Source organism: Halomonas sp. V046 (assembly GCF_052645355.1).
The window spans coordinates 100,565-123,622 of sequence record NZ_JBQXYF010000012.1 but is presented as its reverse complement, the minus strand read 5'-3'; the positions used below and the strand labels follow the sequence as shown (position 1 = coordinate 123,622).

24 protein-coding genes are annotated in these 23,058 nt (G+C 63.6%); 2 read left to right on the top strand and 22 right to left on the bottom strand.

The features are described 5' to 3' along the window. Positions 1–152 precede the first annotated feature (152 nt). The gene (locus tag ACUN9Y_RS16765) at positions 153–824 is read right to left on the bottom strand and encodes an energy-coupling factor ABC transporter permease (protein ID WP_445461867.1); all 672 of its coding nucleotides are present in this window, start codon (positions 822–824) and stop codon (positions 153–155) included. A gap of 74 nt (positions 825–898) precedes the next feature. Then, the gene (gene purU, locus ACUN9Y_RS16760) at positions 899–1,753 is read right to left on the bottom strand and encodes a formyltetrahydrofolate deformylase (RefSeq protein ID WP_445461866.1); all 855 of its coding nucleotides are present in this window, start codon (positions 1,751–1,753) and stop codon (positions 899–901) included. A 240-nt stretch (positions 1,754–1,993) separates the two neighbouring features. Between purU and ACUN9Y_RS16755 the strand changes: the two genes are divergently transcribed. Further along, positions 1,994–3,589 (top strand): ribonuclease J, encoded by a 1,596-nt coding sequence (locus ACUN9Y_RS16755; RefSeq protein WP_445461900.1) that lies wholly within the window; start codon positions 1,994–1,996, stop codon positions 3,587–3,589. Positions 3,590–3,886: 297 nt separating this feature from the next. On the opposite strand, the gene ACUN9Y_RS16750 is transcribed toward ACUN9Y_RS16755, so the two are convergent. The 7 genes from ACUN9Y_RS16750 to mobA form a co-directional block, all read right to left on the bottom strand. Then, on the bottom strand, positions 3,887–4,177 hold the full coding sequence (locus ACUN9Y_RS16750; RefSeq protein ID WP_445461865.1) for an H-NS family histone-like protein: 291 nt from the start codon (positions 4,175–4,177) through the stop codon (positions 3,887–3,889). A gap of 382 nt (positions 4,178–4,559) precedes the next feature. Continuing rightward, on the bottom strand, positions 4,560–5,552 hold the full coding sequence (gene moaA / locus ACUN9Y_RS16745; protein ID WP_445461864.1) for a GTP 3',8-cyclase MoaA: 993 nt from the start codon (positions 5,550–5,552) through the stop codon (positions 4,560–4,562). Continuing rightward, the gene (gene moaE, locus ACUN9Y_RS16740; RefSeq protein WP_445461863.1) at positions 5,549–6,007 is read right to left on the bottom strand and encodes a molybdopterin synthase catalytic subunit MoaE; all 459 of its coding nucleotides are present in this window, start codon (positions 6,005–6,007) and stop codon (positions 5,549–5,551) included. The genes moaA and moaE overlap by 4 nt, the downstream gene beginning before the upstream one ends. A gap of 2 nt (positions 6,008–6,009) precedes the next feature. After that, a complete protein-coding gene (gene moaC / locus ACUN9Y_RS16735; protein ID WP_445461862.1) occupies positions 6,010–6,846 on the bottom strand; it encodes a cyclic pyranopterin monophosphate synthase MoaC in 837 nt (278 codons plus the stop codon). Between the two features lie 9 nt (positions 6,847–6,855). After that, positions 6,856–8,112, bottom strand: a complete 1,257-nt coding sequence (moeA, locus tag ACUN9Y_RS16730) for a molybdopterin molybdotransferase MoeA (RefSeq protein ID WP_445461861.1) — start codon at positions 8,110–8,112, stop codon at positions 6,856–6,858. After that, positions 8,109–8,702, bottom strand: a complete 594-nt coding sequence (mobB, locus tag ACUN9Y_RS16725; protein ID WP_445461860.1) for a molybdopterin-guanine dinucleotide biosynthesis protein B — start codon at positions 8,700–8,702, stop codon at positions 8,109–8,111. Before mobB ends, moeA begins: the two co-directional genes overlap by 4 nt. Further along, positions 8,699–9,316: a molybdenum cofactor guanylyltransferase MobA gene (mobA, locus tag ACUN9Y_RS16720; RefSeq protein ID WP_445461859.1), complete on the bottom strand. Its 618-nt coding sequence runs from the start codon at positions 9,314–9,316 to the stop codon at positions 8,699–8,701. The genes mobB and mobA overlap by 4 nt, the downstream gene beginning before the upstream one ends. Positions 9,317–9,539: 223 nt before the next feature. On the opposite strand from mobA, the gene ACUN9Y_RS16715 reads away from it, so the two are divergent. Then, positions 9,540–10,124 carry a cupin domain-containing protein gene (locus ACUN9Y_RS16715; RefSeq protein WP_445461858.1) on the top strand — a complete coding sequence of 195 codons (585 nt, stop codon included), beginning with the start codon at positions 9,540–9,542 and terminating at the stop codon, positions 10,122–10,124. Positions 10,125–10,232: 108 nt separating this feature from the next. On the opposite strand, the gene ACUN9Y_RS16710 is transcribed toward ACUN9Y_RS16715, so the two are convergent. The 13 genes from ACUN9Y_RS16710 to ACUN9Y_RS16650 form a co-directional block, all read right to left on the bottom strand. Beyond that, a complete protein-coding gene (locus tag ACUN9Y_RS16710; protein WP_445461857.1) occupies positions 10,233–11,498 on the bottom strand; it encodes a uracil-xanthine permease family protein in 1,266 nt (421 codons plus the stop codon). 161 nt (positions 11,499–11,659) lie between these two features. After that, entirely contained in the window at positions 11,660–13,399 is a 1,740-nt protein-coding gene (locus ACUN9Y_RS16705; RefSeq protein WP_445461856.1) for an ABC transporter substrate-binding protein, read from the bottom strand. A 69-nt stretch (positions 13,400–13,468) separates the two neighbouring features. After that, the gene (locus ACUN9Y_RS16700; RefSeq protein ID WP_445461855.1) at positions 13,469–13,741 is read right to left on the bottom strand and encodes a DUF2160 domain-containing protein; all 273 of its coding nucleotides are present in this window, start codon (positions 13,739–13,741) and stop codon (positions 13,469–13,471) included. An 11-nt stretch (positions 13,742–13,752) separates the two neighbouring features. Further along, positions 13,753–14,628, bottom strand: coding sequence for a carbohydrate ABC transporter permease (locus ACUN9Y_RS16695; RefSeq protein WP_445461899.1), 876 nt, complete (start codon positions 14,626–14,628; stop codon positions 13,753–13,755). 61 nt (positions 14,629–14,689) lie between these two features. Further along, positions 14,690–15,577, bottom strand: coding sequence for a carbohydrate ABC transporter permease (locus ACUN9Y_RS16690; protein WP_445461854.1), 888 nt, complete (start codon positions 15,575–15,577; stop codon positions 14,690–14,692). Further along, positions 15,574–16,677, bottom strand: coding sequence for an ABC transporter ATP-binding protein (locus ACUN9Y_RS16685; RefSeq protein WP_445461853.1), 1,104 nt, complete (start codon positions 16,675–16,677; stop codon positions 15,574–15,576). Before ACUN9Y_RS16685 ends, ACUN9Y_RS16690 begins: the two co-directional genes overlap by 4 nt. Further along, positions 16,678–17,766: an ABC transporter ATP-binding protein gene (locus ACUN9Y_RS16680; protein ID WP_445461852.1), complete on the bottom strand. Its 1,089-nt coding sequence runs from the start codon at positions 17,764–17,766 to the stop codon at positions 16,678–16,680. It lies immediately after the preceding gene. 329 nt (positions 17,767–18,095) lie between these two features. Continuing rightward, entirely contained in the window at positions 18,096–18,725 is a 630-nt protein-coding gene (gene upp, locus ACUN9Y_RS16675) for a uracil phosphoribosyltransferase (protein ID WP_445461851.1), read from the bottom strand. Between the two features lie 207 nt (positions 18,726–18,932). After that, entirely contained in the window at positions 18,933–19,619 is a 687-nt protein-coding gene (gene ung / locus ACUN9Y_RS16670; RefSeq protein WP_445461850.1) for a uracil-DNA glycosylase, read from the bottom strand. A 65-nt stretch (positions 19,620–19,684) separates the two neighbouring features. Further along, entirely contained in the window at positions 19,685–20,182 is a 498-nt protein-coding gene (gpt, locus tag ACUN9Y_RS16665) for a xanthine phosphoribosyltransferase (RefSeq protein WP_445461849.1), read from the bottom strand. Positions 20,183–20,185: 3 nt separating this feature from the next. After that, positions 20,186–20,731 carry an adenine phosphoribosyltransferase gene (locus ACUN9Y_RS16660; RefSeq protein ID WP_445461848.1) on the bottom strand — a complete coding sequence of 182 codons (546 nt, stop codon included), beginning with the start codon at positions 20,729–20,731 and terminating at the stop codon, positions 20,186–20,188. 85 nt (positions 20,732–20,816) lie between these two features. Further along, positions 20,817–22,145 carry an NCS2 family permease gene (locus ACUN9Y_RS16655; protein ID WP_445461847.1) on the bottom strand — a complete coding sequence of 443 codons (1,329 nt, stop codon included), beginning with the start codon at positions 22,143–22,145 and terminating at the stop codon, positions 20,817–20,819. A gap of 248 nt (positions 22,146–22,393) precedes the next feature. Then, the gene (locus ACUN9Y_RS16650) at positions 22,394–22,978 is read right to left on the bottom strand and encodes a cytochrome P460 family protein (RefSeq protein ID WP_445461846.1); all 585 of its coding nucleotides are present in this window, start codon (positions 22,976–22,978) and stop codon (positions 22,394–22,396) included. Between the last annotated feature and the right edge of the window lie 80 nt (positions 22,979–23,058).

Below are 23,058 nucleotides of genomic sequence, written 5' to 3'. Positions count from 1 at the left end.
ACGCGGCACCAGGCCGGCTGCCCGAGCGCTCGAATAGCGCTCGAATAGCGCTCAGCGACGCTTGCGCGCGAGGCGCAGGCATGCCCAACCGGCCCAGGAAGGCTTGGCCTCGGGGACCCGCCGGGGCCTTCACCGCGGCGCAAGCCAGGCCTTTATTGATCATCCAGGTAGCGCTGATCGTTGAAGGTCGCGACCCAGTGCGGATGATGGAACATCAGAATGCTCAGCAACATGCCACTGATAAACGCCTCCGAGGGCATCAGCAACGGCAGGAAGCGGGCGTACTCCTGGGCCTGAAACATCGCTTGCGGATCACTCGAGCCCAACGCCATCAAGCCCAGCACCGCAAGCCCCGCGGCCAGGCTCGACAGCGCTGCACACCAGAAGCCGCCGACAAACAGAAACACCATGGGATGCTTGGGCAAGCACCTGTCCACCCAACGCCACATGGCCACCGTGACGAGCACGGGCACCACACCGGTCACCACCAGATTGACGCCGAGCATCGGCCACTCCACCCGGCCGACGAGCACCAACGCCAGGTTGACCAGCGCCAGGCTGAGCAACGCCAGGGGGGCGCGGAACAACAGGGTCATCAAGGTGGTGAACATGAGGTGCAGCGTCAGCCAGTCCACGGCCTGTGCGCGCAGCTGCCACAGCACCGTGACCGCCACGGTGGCCGCGAGCCACCGATGCTGCATGGCATGATCCTGCAGCAGCGCTTGCCACGGACGCCGGCTCACCGCCATGGCCAGTGCCACCAAGGCCACTCCCGTCGCCACCCAGACGATCCAGGGCGCCAGCACCATACGCGAAAAGGACATTCCGACCTCCGGTAGCAGCGGCGCTACGCCAACGCCAACGCCAGTTCATGCCCGACATCGCCGCGCCCACCGCCCTAGGCGAAAACGACCGTCTTGTTGCCGTGGATCAGGACGCGGTCCTCCAGGTGCCAGCCCAGACCGCGGGCGAGCACGGTCTTCTCGACATCACGGCCAAAGCGAACCAGAGCGGTCGGCGTGTGGCAGTGACTGACGCGATGGATGTCCTGCTCGATGATCGGCCCGGCATCGAGCTCATCGGTGACGTAATGACATGTCGCGCCGATCAGCTTGACGCCACGCTCATAGGCCTGATGGTAAGGCTTTGCACCGGCGAACGACGGCAGAAAGCTGTGATGGATATTGATCACGCGGCCGGCGTAGCGCTGACACAGGGCCGGGGGCAGGATCTGCATGTAGCGCGCCAGGACGATGCTGTCAGCCTGAGCCTCCTCGACCAATCGCTCCACCGTGGCGAAGGCCTCGCGCTTGCCGTCTGCAGTGACCGGCACGTGATGATAGGCAATGCCGTGCCACTCCACCATACCGCGCATATCATCATGGTTGGAAATGACGCCAACGATGTCGCAGTCGAGCTCACCCGCGGTCCAGCGATAAAGCAGGTCCACCAGGCAATGGGACTCCTTGGATACCATCAGGACGACGCGACGCTTATGCCGTGTATCGCGCAAGGTCCACTCCATCTCGAACTCCCGTGCCACCGGCGCAAAGGCCTCACCGAGGGCCTCCAGCGACATGCCGATGGAGTCCGCCAGGATCTCGTAGCGCATGAAGAAGCGATCCGCCGCCAGATCCGAATGCTGACTGGCCTCGGTAATCGACCCGCCGTGACCGGCAATAAAATTGGACACGCGAGCAACGATGCCCACCCGATCGGGGCAGGACACTACCAGGCGATAGAAATGCGACATCTCGGACTCTCACAACTGTTCGGGCAAGGGGAGCGCATTGTAGCGAAAACCCTGGCGCCCAGCACGACACCCTGACACGAGGCAGGGCATCGCGTTGAGCCAGGCGGATGCCTTCCCGTATAGTGACAAGCACTCACTCCAGGATGCCGCAAAGCGATGCTCAAGCCACGCGCCGAAATCCGCCCACGCCGACGCCCGCCGCTGTACTTTCTGCCGCTCGGCGGCTGTGGCGAGATCGGAATGAACCTAAGCCTTTATGGGCATGAGGACCATTGGATAGCGGTGGATTGCGGCATGATGATTCGCCAGGACCTGCCGGATAACCCCCTTCAGGTCCCCGACCTTTCTGCCTTGGATACCCTGGGCATCCAGCCTCGGGCACTCGTGATCACCCACGGCCATGAAGACCATATCGGCGCCGCCGCTTGGCTATGGCCGAAATGGGGCTGCCCTATCCTGGCCACGCCGCTGGCCGCGGCTCTGCTGCGCAACAAGTTCACCGAACGGGGCTTGGCGACCGCCGCCATCGAAGTCATCGATCCCGGTGAAGCCCGCGACCTGGCCCCGTTCTCCGTGCGGTTTCTGCCGCTGACACACTCCATTCCAGAGAGCTGTGCGCTGCTGATCCAAGCCGGGGACCACCGCGTCTTGCACACCGGAGACTGGAAGCTGGACCCGGAGCCGCTCATCGGCACACCGGTAGACGAAGCCCTTTTCCGCTCGCTGGCGCCGGTTGACCTGGTGGTGGGCGATTCGACCAACGCCCCTGTGCCTGGACATTCGCGCAGCGAAGGCGACGTCGCACGAGCCCTGGCGACAGCCATCGCCGGCTGCGAGGGGCGCGTCGTCGTCAGCTGTTTCGCCAGCAACCTGGCCCGGGTGCTGGCCATCGGCCGGGCGGCCGCTCGCTGTGGGCGTCGCGTCAGCCTGATGGGGCGCTCCATGGAACGCCTGGTGGCCACCGCTCGGGGCCTAGGTTACCTGGACGACTTCCCGGCACTGGTACCGGTTCGCGACCTCGGGTACCTGCCCCCGGAAGAGGTCCTGGTGATCGCCACCGGAAGTCAGGGAGAGCCTCGCGCGGCATTATCGCGCCTGGCCCAGGGTCGCCACCCGCACTTCGAACTGACGGCCGGCGACAGTGTGATTTTCTCGGCCAAGGCGATCCCCGGTAACGAGTACCTGATCGCACGCCTCAAACGTGCCTTGGAGCGTTTCGAGGTCATCCTGTTCGATGAGTTCAACCATCCCGAATTGCACGCATCCGGCCACCCCGCTCAGGAAGAGCTCAAGACACTCTATGAGTGGCTCCAACCGCTTCACCTGCTCCCTGCCCACGGCGAACCGGAGCACCAGCAGGCACACATCGAGCTGGCCGAAGACCTCGGCATCAGTGCGCCAATGGCACCCAGCAACGGCGACCTGGTTCGTTTCGATGCGCAGGGCCTGCGCCTCGAGCAACGACTACCGCTTTCCCCCTGCATCGTGCAGCGCAATACCGTCGCGCCACTGGCGGGCATGGGAGCGGCTTCCGCCGGTGGTCGTCAAGGCACGCTCTTCCTGGCCCTGTCGGTGGCCGCCGCAGAGGGTGGCTGGACGCGAATAGGACGACTCATGGTCGACGCCAGTCAATGCAGCGCCATGGACGAAGCCAGCTTCACCGATTGGCTGGACGACCAGCTCGACGATTTGCGCTTGCCGACCCTCGCAGCACTGCGCCAAGCCCTGCAGCCACGCCTGCTGCACTGGCTCGCCGATCACCTGCACCGCGTGCCCGAAGTCCATCTGCAACTGATGGCGACTGACACCGAAAACCTCGCCAGCGACCTGAGCTGAGCTCCAGCCACCCGCACCCGCGCGAGGGCCAACCCGTTCTCCTGGCAGCCATCTCTCGGCAGAAAAAAAGCGCCCGGAGGGCGCCTGTGCTGACACTAGCGGTACGTCATCGTGCCGGGCCTGCAATGCGCTAGCAGGGGCTCCATCGGGGGCGATCATGGGTCTAGCGACCACCGATGGCGCCCCGGGCCAAGCATCAGCGCCATCCCTGCCCGGAACAGCTATCGCTCGACATCATCCGATGTCGAGCGAAAAAACGAACCACTCGACGCCTCGCATCTCGCGGCTCGTCGCCACTCAGGTCTTGCTGGCGTTCTTCGGTGGACGACCGCGCTTGCGCTTGGGCTGTTCTGCTACCAGGTCATCCAACGACAGACCGGCTTCATTGATCTGCTCGCGGATCTCCGCCAGTTTACGCGCCTTCTGCACCTCGTCTTCCTGACGCTGACGATCCTCGCCCTTCTTCTGCTCGATGACTTCTTCGACGACCTCAGCGAGCTTCTGGAGCTGTTCCATGCTCAGCTGGCGAGCGGCGGCGCGAGCAACATTTTTGTTCCGAGCGATGCGCTCCAGGGATTCACTGGACATAAGCCCCTCCATGCCTTTAACCAATTTGACGGGTATAACCGCGTTTCACTTGAGGAAAAGTATATGCTCTCCCCTTCACTTGGCAAGAATTAACCCGACATTTTTCTTCGCTATCGCGAAAAAAAACCGCTCATTCACTCCAAACGCCGCCTGTTGAGATTCTAAAGCACACGTCCTGAATACCGACGACTATGCAGGCCAAATACCCCAAGAGCCTACGCCAGCATCCTCTTCGCACAGTGTCACCCGGCTAGCGACTGTTGCCAGGATGATGCGTCGCCCGACCGTCTTTCGATGTGCGTCGAGTCCCGGGGATTTACGCGGCGCACTACCAACAAGAAGGGCGCCAACGGCGCCCTTTAGACGAGCAACTACGAGGCGACTAGCCACCCGTCATGTTCATGAATCTGACCACCTGCACATCGCCGTCGGTGGTAAAAGTGTGGCGTTCGGGCTTCAACGGCATGGCGTCGACGATGGCCGCCTTCAGGCGTTCGCCATCGCCCGGATAACGGCGTATGACCGCACGCAGATCCACCGAATGTTCGTTACCCAGGCACAGCAGAAGCCGGCCTTCCACCGTCACCCTGACCCGATTGCAGCTAGCGCAGAAGTTATGGCTGTGGGGGGAAATAAACCCGACGCGAGTGTCGCTATCCGCCATGCGGAAGTAGCGTGAAGGGCCAGCCGTGGCCTCGGTGGTCGCCGTCAATGGGTGCCGGCTTTCGATCAGCTCCCGTACCTCATCGCTCGAGCAATAGGTTTCCGCCCGGGAGTGGTCAGACACATCGCCGAGGGGCATCTCCTCGATGAAGCTGATATCGAGTCGCTCTCGACGCGCAAACTCCACCAAATCGATCACCTCATCGTCATTGCGGCCCTTGAGCACAACAGCGTTGAGCTTGATACGATGAAAGCCGGCATCTTGCGCCGCATGGATGCCATCGATCACCTTGGCGAGATCACCGGTCCGCGTAAGACGCCGAAACCGTTCGGCGTCAAGCGAGTCGAGACTCACGTTCAACCGTCGTAGCCCTCCGCTCTTGAGTGCCTCGGCATGGCGCCTCAACCCCGCACCGTTGGTCGTCATGGCGAAATCCTTGAGACCGGGCAGCGCCCCGATGGCCGACACCAGCTCACCGATGTTACGCCGCACGAGAGGCTCACCGCCGGTGAGTCGGATCTTTTCCACGCCGAGTTCGGTGAAGGCCCTGGCGACCTGCCCGATCTCTTCGAGGGTCAGCACCTGCGCCCGAGGCAGAAAGGTCATCTCCTCGCTCATGCAGTACACGCAGCGAAAGTCGCAGCGATCCGTGACCGACAGGCGCACGTAGGAGACACGCCTGCCGAAATCGTCAATCAATGTGTGGGTCATGACTCGCTTGCCTCCCAACGTCGAGCGTCCTGCTGGTCCTGATGCCTCTCCGACACCCAATAGTCGCCACTCGCGGTATGCTCCTTCTTCCAGAAAGGCGCCCGGGTCTTGAGATGATCCATCAGAAAATCGCAAGCCTCGAACGCCGCCCGCCGATGCGCACTGGCGACCACCACCAATACGATAGGATCTCCGGGGCACAGACGTCCAACCCGGTGAATCAGGGTAACGTCATCCAGCGACCAGCGGGCCGAGGCTTCATCGACAATCTGCCGGAGTGAAGCCTGGGTCATGCCGGGATAGTGCTCCAGCGTCAGCGCCGTCACCTCGGGACGCTCATTGAAATCGCGGACCAGGCCCGTGAAGGCGACAACCGCCCCGATATCGGTGCGTCCGCCCAGCAGCGCTTGCTGCTCCAGACCCGCATCGAAGGGTTCCTCTTGCACCCGAATCATCGCTAACCTCCCGTGACCGGCGGAAAGAAGGCCACCTCGTCTTCACTGGTCAGGCGGGTCGAGTCACCGGCCATGACCTGGTTCACTGCACACAACACTCGCCCCTGGTCCAGCCCTTGGAAGCGCTCATCAATGGCCTTCAGCGCCGTCTTGAGCCCCGCGACATCGGCGCTCGGCAGACGGTCCAGCGCTACCGTGGTCTCGCCGATGCCCAACCGCTCACGCAGTTCGGCCAAGCACTTCACGCGAACGCTAGGCGCGCCCTGGGAACACAGCCCCAGCGTCAACTCCCCCGCCACCCCTGGGCTTGTGACGATCGGTGTCTCACCGGCCGATGCGGTGACGATCGGCCCTGCGTCCCCCCACGACTGACGTCGATAATCGCCGGACTTGCCGCCGGTCTTGGCAGCAAGACACACCTCGGCGATCGTCATGTCCTTGTCTACCGCCTTGCACATGTCATAAAGCGTCAGGCACGCGACCGATACGGCAGTCAGTGCCTCCATCTCTACGCCTGTGCGACCGGTGAGCCGACAGGTCGCCGAGACACGCACGCACCCCGCCGGTCCATCGATCTCGAAGTCGACCGCGACCTTCGACAGCGCCAACTGGTGGCAAAGCGGAATCAGTTCGTGGGTGCGCTTGGCCGCCTGGATCCCGGCGATCCGCGCCGTGGCCAGCACGTCGCCCTTGGGCAGACGGCCGTCCACGAGCAGTGACAGTGTCGCCGGCGCCATGAAGATCGCCCCGGTGGCGGTGGCCTCGCGGCGGGTTTCAGCCTTGTCGCCGACATCGACCATGCTGGCCTCGCCGCGCGCATTGAGATGGGAAAGCGTCATGTTTCTGCCTCAAGGAAAACGAAAAAGAGGGTGAATCGTCACGATATCGCCCGGGGCCGCCGCTTCCCTGTCGTCGGCAATCTCGACCAGACAATTGGCCGAAACCATCGAGGACAGGATACCGGATCCCTGGGCACCGGTATTGACCACGCGCAATGTCCCCTGCGCGTCGCTATGATAGTGGCCGCGATTGAAGTCCGTGCGCCCAAGCCGCGAGCGGAAGGTCCCGTCGGCCACCGCCGACAGGCCCGGCACCAGGGGGGCACGCCCTTCCAAGGCCGCCACCATCGGCACCATGAACCTCAGCGCGGTGACCAGGCAAGCCACCGGATTGCCCGGCAATCCAAGAAACGGCACCCGGCGCTCGCCGAGCACGCCGCAGGCCAGAGGTCGCCCCGGCCGCAGCGCAATGCGCCAGAGGGTCAGCCGCCCCAGGCGCTCCACCGCCGCCTTGGTATGGTCGGCCTGCCCGACCGACACCCCGCCGCTGGACACCACCAGGTCGGCGACGCGCGCCGCCTCGCCGAGGCACTCCTCCAGCGCGGCGGGGTCATCGACGACGATACCCAGGTCGACGACCTCGGCGCCCTGCTCCCGAAGCAGGCCGATCAGCGAAAAGCGGTTGGCGTCATAGATGCCCGCGTGTCCCACCGCGTCGCCGGGAGCCGTGACTTCATCACCGGTGGAGAACACCGCGACCCGAGGTCGTCGACGCACCGCAACGGTGGCGATGCCGAGCGACGCCAGCAGTCCCAGTGCCGCAGCCTCGAGTCGGTGCCCGGCGGCCAGTGCCACCTGGCCCCGGGCAAGATCCTCGCCCGCCTGACGCACATGCTGACCAGGCTTCACGCGCTCGACGGCGTGCACCGACACCGCATCACCCACCGACGAGGTCTGCTCGATCATGATAACGGTATCGGCGCCCTCGGGCAGCGCCGCGCCGGTCGTGATGGCGATGCATTCCCCAACGCCCAGTCGACCCGTGTAGGGATGTCCGGCGAGTGCCTCGCCGACCCGGCGCCAGGCGCCGCCTTGGCGTGCCGCGTCCTGGGGCCAGCGCAAGGCGATGCCATCCATCGCCGAGTTGGTATGCCGTGGGACATCGAAGCCGGCCGTGACATCTTGAGCCAGCACACGCCCGTGGGCCTCGACCAGCGCCACACGTTCTGATGCCAGCGGTCGCGGCACCAGGGTCAACAAGGCCTCATGCGCCTCTGCCACGGAGAGCATTCGCTCGCCCAGCTCGAAACACGACAGCGTCGTCATGAGCGCTCCTTCCTCCCGAGCAGGCGCTCGCAGTGACTTGGCCACTGCTGCGTCCACCCTCGAACCCACTCCGCGATGGCCGCGGTGTCGTTGAGATCGAGGCGCTCTACCCGCTCGGGAAGCCTCAGGTCGCTATCCACGGCGACGGCCTGCACCCAAGGATCCTGTGTCGCCAACAGCGGCTCGCCGAGCGTCGCGCGGTGCAGCTCAAGCTTCGGCAGCGGCCAGCGCTTGAATCCCTCGACCAGGATAAGATCTGGCGAGAGCGGCTCGACCATGGCCAACAGCAGACTCAGGTCGGCCTCCTGGCGATCCGGTGTTTCCATCATCAGCGCCACCCGGGACCGAGAAGCGACGAGCATCGGCGAGGCTCCCGCCTGGCGCAGCCGGTGGCTATCTTTCCCCGGCTGGTCGACCTCGAAGCTATGGTGGGCATGCTTGATCACGGCGCAGCGCAGCCCCATCCCATCGAGCCTCGGCAGGAGCGCTTCCAGCAGTGTCGTCTTGCCGGTACCACTCCAGGCCGCGATGCCAAGCAGAGCGCGCTCAGGGCGCAACACATCCGGCACGCTCACGTCGTCTCCGCTCACGGGCGCGCCTCCGACAACTGCGCCTCGAGCCGCACACGCTCCTCTTCGGTGTTGAGGTTGGCGAACGCCGCCGCGCAGTCCGACAGGTCGTGCGGGGCCCAGGCATGACGGGCGTACCAACGATCTATCTTGCGCTCTCCGGCCAGCAGAGCCTGGTGGAGGTCATCCGCCAGGGACCGCCGCATCAAGGCGACCACCGGATGCAGTCGCTCACCGTCGTGGGCGACCAGGATATCGGTCCCCTCGCCGCGCTCGGCAAGCCCCGCCACGAGTCGCACCACCAGATCTCCGGGCAAGGCCGGTGAATCACAAGGGATGAATACGACCCACGGCGTCCGCGCGGCACGCAGGCCGCTGTAGATGCCCATCAAGGGTCCCTGAAACCCGTCTTCCACATCGGTGATTACACGATCGGCATGTTCGGCATAGGCATCGCGGTGGCGGTTGGCGTTGATCACCAGTTCGCCAACGTGGGGGCGCAGACACGCTGCGGCATGCGCCACAAGCGGCCGCCCAGCGAAGGGAACCAAGCCCTTGTCGACACCGCCCATGCGACGTCCCTGCCCACCTGCCAATACCACTCCGGTCACTTCTCTGGCCGCTAGCCTGGACACGTCCGCCCTCCGGTCCGAGTGAGAAAATCATCATCTTCCATCATGCCTTACCGAGCGCGGAGTCGCCATGAACATAGGAGGTAATGCCCCCGATAAGATGTTCCTCGTGGCGCCAAGCGAGTATCATCTGTCGATCATTTCACACATGTGTCGGCACACCGCTCAGCACCGCCCTTGATGATCGCTTTGTCGCACCCAAGGCCAGACCGAAACGGGAATTTTCATGCAAGACGCCTTTGACGTCGGCGCTCGCCTCCGGCAGCTACGCCAGGAAAAGCAACTTTCTCAACGCGAGCTTGCCAAACGCGCCGGCGTGACCAACAGCACCATCTCGCTGATCGAACTCAACAACGTCAGCCCGTCGGTCAGCTCACTGAAGAAGATACTTGACGCACTCCCCGTCTCCATCAGCGCGTTCTTCGCCGGCGACGAACCCAACCATCCGAGCCCGTTCTACCGCGCCTCGGAACTCACCGACATCGGCGATGGCCAGCTATCCTGGCGCCTGGTGGCGGCAAGGCGCCCCGACCGGCGCATGTCGGTACTGCATGAACGCTACCCCCCCGGAGCAGACACCGGCGCCGACATGCTTGAACACGACGGAGAGGAAGGCGGCGTGGTCATCGCCGGCGAAATCGAGCTGACCGTCGATGGCGAGGTCGGCCACCTCGCCGCGGGAGACGCCTACTACTTCGACTCACGGTTGCCCCACCGGTTTCGCAATACCGGCGACGACGAGTGCGTGATCGTCAGCGCCAACACCCCGCCGACCTTCTCCGATGGCGGCCAGGAACTGCACCACGCCTGAACCAGGCGCGGCCGGCCACGCCCACATCCACGAGACGCCTCTTCATGTCACGGCGCCGGCATCGAGCCGCGATGCCGGCGCCGTGGTCGGCCTTCCCCTGCTTACCGCTCAGTCTTCGCTGGCGCGCGGCAACACCAGGTTCAACGCGATGCCGACCAGGGCCGCAAGGCTCACGCCCTGGAGACTGAACTGCCCACCGCCGACGTGCATCCCGCCTATGCCAAATACCAGAATCAGCGATACCACCACCAGGTTGCGCGCCGCGGTGAGCGCCTGGCCGGCACGCACCAGGGTGTTCATGCCGACCACCGCGATGGAGCCAAACAGCAGCGTCATGATGCCCCCCATGACCGGCCCCGGAATGGTCTGCAGCACCGCGCCAAGCTTGGCGAAGAACGCCAGCAGGATCGCCGTCACCGCCGCCGCCACCATGATTCGCGGATCGAAGGCACGGGTCAGCGTCACCGCCCCGGTCACCTCCGAGTAGGTCGTGTTGGGCGGCCCGCCGAACACCCCGGCCGACATGGTCGCCAGGCCGTCACCGAGCAGGGTACGGTGCAGACCCGGTCGTTCCAGATAGTTATGCCGGGTGACCGAGCCAATCGCCACCATGTCGCCGATATGCTCCACCGCCGGCGCGATGGCCACCGGAATCATGAACAGGATCGCGGCCCAGTGAAAACTCGGCGCAGTGAATGACGGCAGCGCCAGCCACGCGGCCTCGCTCACCGGCGTGAAGTCGACCACTCCCATCACCAACGCCAGCAGGTAGCCGGCCACGATTCCCCCCATGATCGGCACCAGGCGCAGCAGGCCACGGCCGAATACGGCCAGAACCAGCGTCACCAGAAGGCTCGACATGGACAACACCATGGCCTGCCCATAGCCGATGGTCTCGCTGGTCTCCCCGGTCGCCATGCTGACCGCCACCGGCGCCAGCGCCAGGCCGATGACCATGATCACCGGCCCGACCACCACCGGCGGCAGCAGGCGATGCAGCCAACCCGTGCCCTTGAGGCGCACGACTTGGGAGATGACGACATAGACGAGGCCTGCCGCCATCAGGCCGCCGAGGGTGGCCGAGACGCCAAAGTTGGCGATGGAGCCCTGGATCGGCGCAATGAAGGCGAATGACGACGCCAGGAACACCGGGACGGTCATGCGCGTGGTGGCATGAAAGACCAGGGTCCCGATACCGGCGGTGAACATGGCCACGTTCGGATCGAGCCCGGTGAGCAATGGCACCAGCACCAGGGCACCGAAGGCCACGAAAAGCATCTGCGCGCCGGTGAGCAGCAAGCGCGGCAGGGAATCGGTAGGGGCAGCCGTTGGTGCCCGGGAGGAAGGCGCCTGGCTGGACGAAGAATCGGTCATGGAAGACTCCGGTGTCGAGCGGGAAAATCGGCCGCCATGGTATCAAGACCCAGCGTTGGCTCTCGTCTTTTTTGCCGATTTGCCTTCTCCGAACACCCGGAACCCCCGCTCGAGGTGCCGACGGCACCTCGAGCGGGGGATCCATGTCACCGCCTACCGCCTTACTCCTTGGTGCCGGCGGCCATCCAGTCCGCCATCATCTCTTCGTAAGGGACCGTGGTTCCCTGGGGCATCTCATCGTCGAGCTTGGCCTTCGGCGAGCCCGGCTGCGACAGCCACTCCTCGGGGTCCTTGGGTTCGTTGAGCACCGGCTCGTAGGTCGCGAACACCTTCGCCCTGGCCAGACGCGCCATGATGTTGTCGAGATCGTTGGCGAGGTTGTCCAGCGCTTCCTGCGCGGAGATATCGCCGTTAACTGCCGGCGCCAGGTTCTGCCACCACAGCGGCGCCATGCGCGGATAATCCGGCACGTTGGTCCCGGTCGGCGTCCACTGGGATTCATTGGGGCTACGATAGAACTCCACCAGACCACCGAGCTTCGGCGCCATGTCGGTCATCTGGTCGGAGAACACATCGGAACGACGTATCGGCGTCAGGCCCGCCATCAGCTTCTCCAAGGATACCGTCTTGGACACGCTGAACTGGGCGAACAGCCAGGCGGCACTGCGCCGATCCTGCGGGGTCGAGTCGAAGAAGGTCCAGGCTCCCACGTCCTGATAGCCGACCTTCATGCCCTCCTCCCAGTACGGGCCCACCGGCGACGGCGCCATTCGCCACTTCGGATTGCCCTCGTCGTCGGTCACCGCCACCTCAGGGCTGACCATGTCCGCGGTGAAGGCGGTGTACCAGAAGATCTGCTGGGCCACGTTGCCCTGCGCGGGGACCGGCCCCGCCTCTCCGAAGGTCATCCCTTGAGCCTCGGGCGGGGCATAATCCCGCAGCCAATCGACCATCTTGGTCACGGCAAACACCGAGGCCGGCGAGTTGGTGGCACCACCGCGGCTCACGCTCGCGCCCACGGGCCGACTCTGGTCATCGACACGAATGCCCCAGTCATCGACAGGATTGCCGAATGGCACCCCGGGGCTGCCCATCCCTGCCATGGACAGCCAGGAGTCATGGAAGCGCCAGCCCAGCGACGGGTCGCGCCGCCCGTAATCCATGTGCCCATAGACCGTTTCACCATCGATCTCGCCGACGTGCTCACTGAAAAATTCGGCGATGTCCTGATAGGCCGTCCAGTTGGTCGGCACACCAAGATCGTAGCCATAGATGTCACGAAACTGGCTCTTGAAGTCGTCGCGGTTGAACCAGTCGTAGCGGAACCAGTAAAGGTTGGCGAACTGCTGATCGGGCAACTGGTAAAGGTTGCCGTCGGGGCCGGTGGTGTACTGGAGGCCGATGAAGTCATCCAGATCCAGGGTTGGCAGCGTCAGATCCTGCCACTCATTGGCCATGGCCTCGGTGAGGTTGATCGTCGAGCCGTAGCGAATGTGGGTACCGATGGCATCAGAATCGTTGACGTAGGCATCGTAGATGTTGCGCCCCGACTGCATCTGGGTCTGCATGTTCTGCACCACATCCCCTTCGCCGATGATGTTGTGGGTCAGTTCGATGCCGGTCAACTCGTTGAAGGCGGGCACCAGGACATCTCGCTCCCAGGTGTGGGTGGTCAACCCCTCGGCCACCGTATTGATCTGCATGCCACGGAAGGGCTCGGCGGCCTTGGCGAACCATTGCAGCTCGGCAATCTTCTCCTCACGAGACAGGGTCGAATCCGGGAACACCTCATCGACCAGTCGCTCGATGGTGGCATCGACATCATCCTGGGCGTGGGCTCCAAACGCGGCGAGCATGATGGCGGTGGCCAGCGTTGCTCGACTCATGGGTTTCGCTTTCATGATCACCTCATTGGTCGTCGTTGTTGTGGTGAGGGAGTGTGGGGGAAGGACTGCCTTGTGCGATGCCGGTTACCCCCAGCGCAATAGCACCAGCATCCAGATCACTGACACGCCAAGCGCCATCCACAGGCTCAGCGATGTGAAACCGACTACTGCCAGGTGGATATAACCCGCCGACAGCATGCCAATGAAAAACCGATCACCACGGGTCGTGGTCATGGGCAGAAAGCCTCGCCGCTCAACCGTGGGCGACACCAGCTCCCACGTCGTCATGGCGACCAGCAGCACCGCGATGGCGGCGAAGAAGATTGCCGTGGGCAGCGTCCACACCATCCAGGACATGGCCAAGCTCCTCAGGTACGGCCCAGGGCGAAGCCCTTGGCGATGTGATGACGCACGAAGAACACCACCACCACCCCGGGGACGATGGTCAATACACCGGCGGCGGCGAGGGTGCCCCAGTCGATGCCGGAAGCGGTCGAGGTTCTGGTCATGACCGATGCGATGGGCTGGGCCGCGGTGGAGGTCAGGGTGCGAGCCAGCAGCAGTTCGACCCAGGAAAACATGAACAGGAAGAACAGCGTCACGCCGATGCCTGAGCGAATCAGTGGCAGGAAGATGGTCAGGAAAAAGCGCGGGAACCGATAGCCATCGATGAAGGCGGTTTCATCGATCTCCTTGGGCACGCTGCTCATGAAGCCCTCGAGAATCCACACCGCCAGAGGGATGTTGAACAAACAGTGCGCCAGCGCCACGGCGATATGCGTATCGAAAAGCCCGACGGTGTAATAGAGCTGAAAATACGGCAGCAGAAACACCGCCGGGGGCGCCATCATGTTGGTCAGCAGCCAGAAGAACAGGTGCTTGTCGCCGATGAAGGAGTATCGACTGAAGGCATAGGCGGCGGGCAACGCCACTGCCATGCTGATCGCCATGTTCATCAGCACGTAGGTCATCGAGTTCACGTAGCCCATGTACCAGTTGGCGTCGGTGAAGATCTTGGTGTAATTGTCCAGCGTCAGCGCCTGGGGCCAGAGCGTTAGCTCGCCGAGAATCTCGGCATTGGTCTGCAGCGACATGTTGACCAGCCAGTAGATCGGCAACAAGACGAACACCAGGTAGGCTCCGAGGAGCAGCCCGGAACGGAGCCGGCGCCCCTTCGGTCGTGCTCGCCGACGCCGGTGCGCCGCCTCCCGTGCGGCCAGCGCATGCGCCTGCTGTGGTGTCATCGTTGGCCCCTCGGCCTGGGCATGATCCGCCTCGGTCGCGGCGGCCTGCTGGTGGCGTGACTCACTCATGCGGGCCTCCCGCCTGGCGATCCTTCTGCATCTGCATGATCGCGGTATAGAACACCCAGCACACCAGCAGGATGATCAGGAAATAGATCAGTGAGAAGGCCGCCGACGGGCCGACATCGAACTGCGCCGTCGCCATGATCGCCAGCGACTGACTGAGGAAGGTGGTCGAGCTCCCCGGACCGCCCCCCGTCAGCACGAACGGTTCGGCGTAGATCATGAAGGAGTGCATGAAGCGCAGCAGCACTCCGATCACCAGCACGTTGGTCAACTTGGGCAGCTGAATGTAGCGAAACACCGCCCAGCGCGACGCCCGGTCGATCCGCGCCGCCTGGTAATAGGCCTCGGGAATGGCCTGCAGGCCGCTATAGCACAACAGCGCCACCAGTGGCGTCCAGTGCCAGACGTCCATGATCACGATGGTCACCCAGGCATCGACGGGACTCGAGGTGAGGTTGTACGGATACCCGAGCTCACGCAGGCTCCAGCCCATCAGGCCGATGTCGCCCCGGGTAAATATCTGCCAGATGCTGCCGACCACATTCCACGGAATCAGCAGTGGCAGGGTCACCAGTATCAACACCAGGGAGGCACGAATCCCGCGTTTGGGCATCAACAGCGCGATGCCGACGCCCAGCGGCACCTCGATGGCCAGGATCGTCATCGAGAAGGCGAACTGGCGCGCCAACGCCGCTTGCAACGCCGGATCATTGAGCATCTTGACGAACCATTCGGTGCCGGTGAAGAAGCGCGTATTGGCGTCGAAGACGTCCTGCACGGAGTAGTTCACCACCGTCATCAGCGGCACGATGGCCGAAAACGCCACCAGCGCCAGCATCGGCAGCACCAGCCACCAGGCCCGGTTGTTACGTACCTTGTTCATCGCCGATCCTCCCGCCGAAATTCATCGACGTAAAGACCCAGGTGCTGGGCCGGGAAGTGCACATGGGCTTCGTGGCCGGGCATCGGCTGGCCTTCGTCGATCCGCGCCTTGAGCGAGATCTCGCCGAGGCCGAGATGGACAATCGCATAGGTGCCCAGGTCCTGAACCTGGAGCACCCGCGCCGTCATGGTGTCAGCGCCGGCCTCGGTGCAGACCTCGACGAACTCCGGGCGAATCCCCAACTTGACGTTGCTGGAGTCCCGGCACACCTGCGCCACCCGACGAGCCGTTGCGGCGTCCAGCACCAGCGGAAACGCGCCACTGACCACCTCGCCGTCCCGCGCGTGCACCTCGATAAAATTCATCCCCGGGCTACCGATGAAATAGCCGACGAAGGTGTGATTGGGCCGTTCGAACAGCTCTCGCGGCGTGCCGAACTGCACGATCTGACCGTCGTACATCACCGCGATCTTGTCGGCAAACGTCGACGCCTCGAGCTGATCATGGGTCACGTAGATCATGGTGACCGCGAAGCGTCGGTGGATCTCCTTGAGCTTGCGCCGCAGTTTCCATTTCAGCTGCGGGTCGATCACGGTCAGCGGCTCGTCGAACAGGATCGCCGAGACGTTGTCACGCACCAGGCCTCGGCCCATCGACACCTTCTGTTTATCGTCGGCAGACAGATTGCGGGCCTTGCGTTCCAGGCGGTCGGTCAATTCGAGGATCTCGGCGACTTCGGCGACACGCTCGCGCACCTTGGCCTCCGGGGTCTTCACGTTGCGCAACGGAAACGCCAGATTGTCGAACACCGTCATGGTGTCGTAGACCACCGGGAACTGGAACACCTGAGCGATGTTGCGTGCCTCGGGGGGAAGGTCATTGACCGCCACCCCGTCGAAGCGGACCTCCCCCTCGGAGGGCGCCAAGAGGCCCGAGATGATGTTGAGCAGCGTCGACTTGCCGCAGCCCGACGGCCCAAGCAAGGCGTAGGCGCCGCCCTGCTCCCACACATGATCGAGGTGCCGGATCGCGTAATCGGCGGCGCCGGCAGGGCTAGCCTGGTAGCTGTGGGCGAGCCCCGACAGGGTGATTTCGGCCATTCAGCACGCTCCTGCAGATCGCGGTACGTGAACGGTCGCGCCTTCGCCATCGAAGACGTACAACCGGTGCACCGGAAAGTAGAGGCGAATGGCCTCATCGACGCCGAAGGCATGCACCCCTGGCAGGTGGGCAACCAACGCAACATGTTCATTACGCACGTGAAGGAAGGTCTCCGACCCGCTGATCTCGGCGAGTTCCACCGCGACATCCAGCGCCAAGTCGTCGTCGGCGCGCGGCGTCATGGTGAGGTGCGAGGGGCGTACCCCGAAGCGATAGTTGCCGTCGGCGAGGCCCGCCAGGTCGTCGTCGAGGGCGAAATGGACTTCGCTGTCGAAGCTCACCTCACCCTCTCTGACCCGCCCTTCGAGGACATTGATCGGCGGCTCGGAAAACATCTCTGCGGCGGTGAGCGTCGCCGGCCGGTGATAGACCTCGGCGGTAGGACCGTACTGCAGCAGGCGCCCTTGATGGAGAACCGCGGTATAGCCACCAAGGGCCAAGGCCTCGGAGGGCTCCGTCGTGGCGTAGACGGCGATGCAGTCACGCCTTTCGAACAGGGTACGAAGCTCCTCGCGAAACTCCTCGCGTAGCTTGTAGTCGAGGTTGACCAGCGGCTCGTCGAACAGAATCAGGTCGGCATCCTTGACCAGCGCTCGCGCCATCGCCGTGCGCTGCTGCTGCCCCCCGGAAAGCTCCAGCGGCGTGCGCTCCAGCAAGTGCTCGATATGCAGCATCTCGGCGACCTCGCGCACCCGCCGATCGACGTCCTGGCGCCCCACCCCGGCGATCTTCAACGGCGAGGCGATGTTGGCGTAGACGCTGTGGCTCGGATAGTTGATGAACTGCTGATAGACCATGGACACGTTGCGCTGGCGCACCTGGCGACCGGTGACATCCTCACCGTGCATCAGGATCCGCCCGGCGCTCGGCTGATCGAGCCCAGCCATGAGTCGCATCAACGACGTCTTGCCGGCCAGGGTCCGGCCCAGCAGGACGTTGAACGAGCCCGGCTCCAGGGTCAGCGAAACGCGATCGACATGGGTCTCTCCAGCCACCCGGCGGGAGATGTCTTCAAGGGTCAGGGACATTCAGGCTCTCGCGACGACCGAACACGAAATACTCCCGGTAGCGCCATTTCGACGCGGCACGGGGCTATGTCATGAACGGTAGTAGAGATTCGCTTTGCTCCCACGAATGTGGGCAAACGAAACTCGCGGAAACGCCTGTCGCACTGCATGCCATATCAATTAAATTATTGTTTTAAATATATTTGTTTCGTTAAATAAACTTTTGTCTAAGGCCGACCGGTGGGAGGTTAAATTCCAGCGAAACGGCAAGGGCCCGACAAAAAAAACGCCCAATGTTCGAAGTCGAACATTGGGCGTCGTGAGTCGAGCCTATCGGCGCTGGCCGGCCCTTAACGGGTACCGAAAATCTTGTCGCCGGCATCACCAAGGCCCGGCACGATGTAGCCGTTCTCGTCCAGGCGTTCGTCGACCGAGGCGGTATAGATCTCGATGTCGGGGTAGGCGTCCTGCACCCGCTTGATGCCCTCGGGGGCCGCTACCAGCACGATGACCTTCATCAGCGTGCAGCCACGATCGCGCAGCATGTCCAGGGTCGCGACCATCGAACCACCGGTGGCCAGCATAGGATCGATCACGATCGCCATGCGCTCATCGAGATCGCCGGCGAACTTGGAAAAGTACGGTACCGGCTCCAGGGTCTCTTCGTCGCGATACAGCCCCACGACACTGATCCGTGCACTGGGGATCAGATCCGTCACGCCATCGAGCATCCCGAGTCCCGCGCGCAGGATTGGCACAATCGTGACCTTCTTGCCCTTGAGCTGCTTGACCTTGATGGTCTCGCCGCTCCAGCCGTCCAGGTCATAGTCGATCAGCTCCAGATCCTGGGTGGCTTCGTAGGTGAGCAGCTTGGCCACCTCCCCCGCCAACTCACGAAAACTCTTGGTGCTGATACCGGCCTCGCGCATCAGTCCAATCTTGTGTTGGACCAGCGGATGATCGATGGCATGGACGCTCATGGGGAACCTCTTGGCAGGCATTGGGGGCATGAAAGACGTTCGCCGCATGGACGACGACGACAAATTGCGCGCCATTCTACGCGCAACCAACGCCAACGTTAAGCACCCAGGGGACGACGTGTTGGCCTGGGCCGACCGGGGCACCCGGCGGGAGCGCCGCTTCGCCGCGGCACGCCGCCCTATGGGCCGCGCCCGCCGCGGCTCCGCCTATGGCGTCGCCGGCAACTGCCAGTCAACCGCCTGGCGTCCTTGCTGTTCGAGGAAGGCATTGGCCCGGGAGAAGTGGTGATTGCCGAAGAAGCCTCGATAGGCCGACAACGGTGATGGATGGGGCGACTCGAGCACCAGATGGCGCCGGCCATCCACCAGCGATTTCTTGTGCCGGGCATGGCTGCCCCACAGCAGAAAGACCGACGGCGGCGCCTCGGCGCTGACGGTGGCGATGGCCTTGTCGGTGAAGACCTCCCAGCCCTGGCCGCGGTGGGAGCCGGCGTTGCCCTGTTCCACGGTCAGGCAGGTGTTCAGCAGCAGCACCCCCTGACGCGCCCAGGCCTCCAGGTGGCCATGCTCCACGTGCCGAAAGCCCACGTCATCGGCCAGCTCCTTGTAGATATTGACCAATGATGGCGGTGTCTTGACGCCGGGGCGCACCGAGAAGCACAACCCATGGGCTTGCCCCGGCCCGTGGTAAGGGTCCTGCCCCAGGATGACGACCCTCACCTGCGCAAGTGGCGCCAGCTCAAAAGCCCGAAACCAGTCGGCCGAAGGCGGATAGATCACCTTGTGTGCGGCTTTCTCGGTGGCCAGGAAGTCGCGCAGCGCGTTCATGTACGCCGCGCCGAATTCCTGACCGAGGAAGCGATGCCAGCCCTCGGGAAGAACCGGGTCCGTCATTGGACTCTCCTTGTTCGACTCTCGTTCGCGATCCGGGGCACCCGGCTCCGCGTGCGCCCCACCGCCTAACCGCTTGCGGACCCGTCGAGGCGATTCTGATCGATCAGCGGTTCCACGTACGCCACGCCCATGTCCCAGGGGAACTGGATCCAGCAGTCCTGAGCCACCTCGGTGAGGTACTGATCGACCAGCGGGCGTCCCTCGGGCTTGGCATAGATAGTCACGAAGTGCGCCTTGGGCAGCATCTCGCGCACGGCCCGCGCGGTCTTGCCGGTGTCGACCAGGTCGTCTACCAGCAACCAACCGTCACCGTCGTGATCGACGCCCTTGAGTACCTCCAGGCGGTCCTGGTCCATGTGGTCATAGCTCTTGACGCAGACGGTATCGATCACCCTGACATTGAGCTCGCGGGCGATCAGCGCCGCCGGGATCAGGCCACCCCGAGTGACCGCGATGATGCCCTTCAGGTCTCGCTCCATCAGGCGGTGGCAGAGCTCGCGCACGTCACGCTGCAACTGATCCCAGGACACGGTGAAATGCTGGTGATAACGATGGGTGCTCATGGGTCATTCGTCCTCGGTAAAGGAGCATACGGCGAAGACGCTATGGCCGGCGTCACGCACTTTCTGGGAACCACCAAGGTCCGGGAGATCGATGATCGCCGCGGTCTCGACGACCTGGCCGCCGCTGCGCGAGATCAGTTCGGCCGCCGCCAGCATGGTGCCGCCGGTGGCGATCAGGTCATCCATGATCAGGATGCGATCGCCCTCGCGGAAGGCATCGGCGTGCAGCTCGACCTCGGCCGTGCCGTACTCGAGGGTATAGGTCTGGCTGATGGTCTTGAACGGCAATTTCCCCTTCTTGCGCACCGGCACGAAGCTGCAGCCCAGCTCGTAGGCCAGCGGCGCACCGATGATGAAGCCCCGGGCATCGATGGCGGCGATGGCGTCGAGTTCCATCTCCTGATAGCGGTGCACGAAGCTGTCGATCAGCTTGCGAAAGGCCGCGCTGTTTTGCAGAAGCGGCGTGATGTCGCGAAAATTGACACCCGACTGCGGCCAGTCGGGAACGGTACGAATGACGGACTTGATGTAGTCGCCGTAGATGCTCATGGCGGTTCTCGATCGAAGAAGGAATGAAGCGAGGATGGTTGGCCGGGGACACAGGCGCGGCCCTGGCCGCGCCTGTGTCCCGGGATCAGTCGATAAACACGAGTTTGACGGCGAACAGTACGCCGAGAATGACCACGGCGGCGTTCAGGTCCTTGAAGCGGCCGGATAGCGCCTTGATGGCGACATAGCTGACGAAGCCAAGCGCGATGCCTTCGGCAATCGAGAACGTCAGCGGCATCGCCAACGCGGCGATCAGCACCGGGGCAGCCTCGGTAGCGTCATCCCAGTCGGCGTGGGACAGGCTCCCCGCCATCAGCGAGGCGACGTACAGCAAGGCACCCGCGGTGGCATAGGCCGGAATCGAGCCTGCCAGTGGTGCGAAGAACAGGCTGGCCAGGAACAGCAGTGCGACCACCACCGCGGTGAGACCGGTACGGCCGCCAGCGGCGATGCCGGCGGTGCTCTCGACATAGCTGGTAGTCGTCGAGGTCCCCAGCGCCGCACCGGCCATCGAGGCACTGGAATCGGCCATCAACGCCCGCCCCAGGCGCGGCAGCTTGCCATCTTCGTCGAGCAGCTTGCCGCGGTGGGCGACACCGACCAGGGTGCCGGAAGTATCGAACAGATCCACGAACAGGAAGGCAAAGATGACGCTGACCATGGCGAGGTCGAAGGCCCCGGCCACATCCATCTGCATCAGCGTGGGGGCAATCGAGGGCGGCATCGAGACGACGCCACCGAACTCATTGTGGCCGAGAATCATGGCCAACACGGTCACCCCGAGAATGCCGATCATGACCGCCCCGGTAACGCGCAGATGGGACAGCGCCGTGATCACGAAGAACCCGCCCAGCGCATAAAGGGCAGAGGGCTGCGAAAGATCCCCTACGCCCACCAGGGTGGCGGGATTATCGACGATGATGCCGGCATTCTTCAGCGCCACCATCGCCAGAAATAAACCGATGCCCGCCGCGATACCTAACCGCAACGTCATCGGAATCGAATTGATGATCCACTCACGGATGCGGAAGATGCTCAACAGGAAAAAGGTCACACCGGAGAGAAACACGGCGCCCAGCGCGGCCTCCCAGGTGTAGCCCATGCCGAGCACGACGCCATAGGTAAAGAAGGCATTCAGCCCCATGCCTGGCGCCAGCGCGATGGGATAATTGGCCCACAACCCCATGATCAGGCAGCCCACCGCCGCGGCCAGGCAGGTCGCGACAAACACCGCGCCATAGTCCATCCCCGCTTCCGAGAGGATGCTCGGATTGACGAAGATGATGTAGGCCATGGTCAGGAAGGTCGTGACCCCGGCAATGACCTCCGTCTTGATATTGGTCTGATGGTCGCTGAGCTTGAAATAGCGATCGAGCCAGCTCTTGGGCTGTGTGCTCTTGTCTTGCATGGGCATGCGCTTGGTCCTGCACTGGAGGTCGGGGGTGGTGTCCAGGACGAGGAAGGCACCGTGGGACTCCTGACACCGGCTACTGTCACCATATAGCAGGTCACTTCAGGAATCACCGCGGTATGGCACACGTCCGCTAACGCTAAACCCTTCCTACAGCCGTCGGCCGGCGTGGTGTAGCGCCTCGGAAGCCGCCAAAACGACAACGGGCGCGGTGGTGACCAGCGCCCGAATCGGCTTCTCTCGAAAGCGCGTCACTCTACCAGAATCGGGTACCCTTCGGTATAGATCCAGTCGTTGTCCTTGGCCGGAATGTGGCAACCCAAGCAGTCCGCTTCATAGTCGGTCGCCGCGTTGGTCGACGTATCGTCGGTGGTGAACAGCGCCCAGCCCCAGCCATCGCCCCAGACCGGGTTGCTGTCGGCGAACCGATCGGTGGAATCCTTGATCATCACGAACCACTGCTTGAGCTGCGGCGTTTCATAGCTGACCCCTGCCCCGGTGGTGTAATTGCCGGAGGCATGAGCCCTCAACTCCTTGACCAGCACCGCCCCATCGGGGAAGGCGCCGCTCTCACGAAACGCCTCGATGGTGCCTGGCTGCGTGTAGACGCCGTGAAACCCACTGGCATCACCCTCCGGCACAAACCACGACCCCAAGTGGATCATGTTGGTGCGAAAGTTCTCGGGAAACGAAATCGCGCCGGCATCGTCGACCCATGGCGACAGCGGTGCCGGGGCCCCGCTTTCGGATGCCGCCCCGGATGGCGATTCCTGTGCCAACGCGCCACTCACCAGCAGCATCCCGACCAGCCCTGTCGGCAAGCCCCATCTAGCCATGTTTCTCATTGTGCCATCCTCGTGCTTCACGGTGCGTTCAAGTAACCGGTATCTGACTTCCTGTTACGTTAGCACCCACC

What these genes read in the sequence shown, in the direction of transcription:
- ACUN9Y_RS16710 (WP_445461857.1), bottom strand. Translation starts at nt 11,498, where the DNA reads ATGACCGATTCTTCGTCCAGCCAGGCGCCTTCCTCCCGGGCACCAACG.
- gpt (WP_445461849.1), bottom strand. Translation starts at nt 20,182, where the DNA reads ATGAGCACCCATCGTTATCACCAGCATTTCACCGTGTCCTGGGATCAG.
- ACUN9Y_RS16755 (WP_445461900.1), top strand. Translation starts at nt 1,994, where the DNA reads ATGAACCTAAGCCTTTATGGGCATGAGGACCATTGGATAGCGGTGGAT.
- ACUN9Y_RS16650 (WP_445461846.1), bottom strand. Translation starts at nt 22,978, where the DNA reads ATGGCTAGATGGGGCTTGCCGACAGGGCTGGTCGGGATGCTGCTGGTG.
- ung (WP_445461850.1), bottom strand. Translation starts at nt 19,619, where the DNA reads ATGACGGACCCGGTTCTTCCCGAGGGCTGGCATCGCTTCCTCGGTCAG.
- upp (WP_445461851.1), bottom strand. Translation starts at nt 18,725, where the DNA reads ATGAGCGTCCATGCCATCGATCATCCGCTGGTCCAACACAAGATTGGA.
- ACUN9Y_RS16750 (WP_445461865.1), bottom strand. Translation starts at nt 4,177, where the DNA reads ATGTCCAGTGAATCCCTGGAGCGCATCGCTCGGAACAAAAATGTTGCT.
- ACUN9Y_RS16660 (WP_445461848.1), bottom strand. Translation starts at nt 20,731, where the DNA reads ATGAGCATCTACGGCGACTACATCAAGTCCGTCATTCGTACCGTTCCC.
- ACUN9Y_RS16695 (WP_445461899.1), bottom strand. Translation starts at nt 14,628, where the DNA reads ATGACACCACAGCAGGCGCATGCGCTGGCCGCACGGGAGGCGGCGCAC.
- ACUN9Y_RS16685 (WP_445461853.1), bottom strand. Translation starts at nt 16,677, where the DNA reads ATGGCCGAAATCACCCTGTCGGGGCTCGCCCACAGCTACCAGGCTAGC.
- ACUN9Y_RS16690 (WP_445461854.1), bottom strand. Translation starts at nt 15,577, where the DNA reads ATGAACAAGGTACGTAACAACCGGGCCTGGTGGCTGGTGCTGCCGATG.
- ACUN9Y_RS16680 (WP_445461852.1), bottom strand. Translation starts at nt 17,766, where the DNA reads ATGTCCCTGACCCTTGAAGACATCTCCCGCCGGGTGGCTGGAGAGACC.
- moaA (WP_445461864.1), bottom strand. Translation starts at nt 5,552, where the DNA reads ATGACCCACACATTGATTGACGATTTCGGCAGGCGTGTCTCCTACGTG.
- moeA (WP_445461861.1), bottom strand. Translation starts at nt 8,112, where the DNA reads ATGACGACGCTGTCGTGTTTCGAGCTGGGCGAGCGAATGCTCTCCGTG.
- ACUN9Y_RS16705 (WP_445461856.1), bottom strand. Translation starts at nt 13,399, where the DNA reads ATGAAAGCGAAACCCATGAGTCGAGCAACGCTGGCCACCGCCATCATG.
- purU (WP_445461866.1), bottom strand. Translation starts at nt 1,753, where the DNA reads ATGTCGCATTTCTATCGCCTGGTAGTGTCCTGCCCCGATCGGGTGGGC.
- ACUN9Y_RS16715 (WP_445461858.1), top strand. Translation starts at nt 9,540, where the DNA reads ATGCAAGACGCCTTTGACGTCGGCGCTCGCCTCCGGCAGCTACGCCAG.
- moaC (WP_445461862.1), bottom strand. Translation starts at nt 6,846, where the DNA reads ATGACGCTTTCCCATCTCAATGCGCGCGGCGAGGCCAGCATGGTCGAT.
- ACUN9Y_RS16765 (WP_445461867.1), bottom strand. Translation starts at nt 824, where the DNA reads ATGTCCTTTTCGCGTATGGTGCTGGCGCCCTGGATCGTCTGGGTGGCG.
- ACUN9Y_RS16700 (WP_445461855.1), bottom strand. Translation starts at nt 13,741, where the DNA reads ATGTCCTGGATGGTGTGGACGCTGCCCACGGCAATCTTCTTCGCCGCC.
- ACUN9Y_RS16655 (WP_445461847.1), bottom strand. Translation starts at nt 22,145, where the DNA reads ATGCCCATGCAAGACAAGAGCACACAGCCCAAGAGCTGGCTCGATCGC.
- moaE (WP_445461863.1), bottom strand. Translation starts at nt 6,007, where the DNA reads ATGATTCGGGTGCAAGAGGAACCCTTCGATGCGGGTCTGGAGCAGCAA.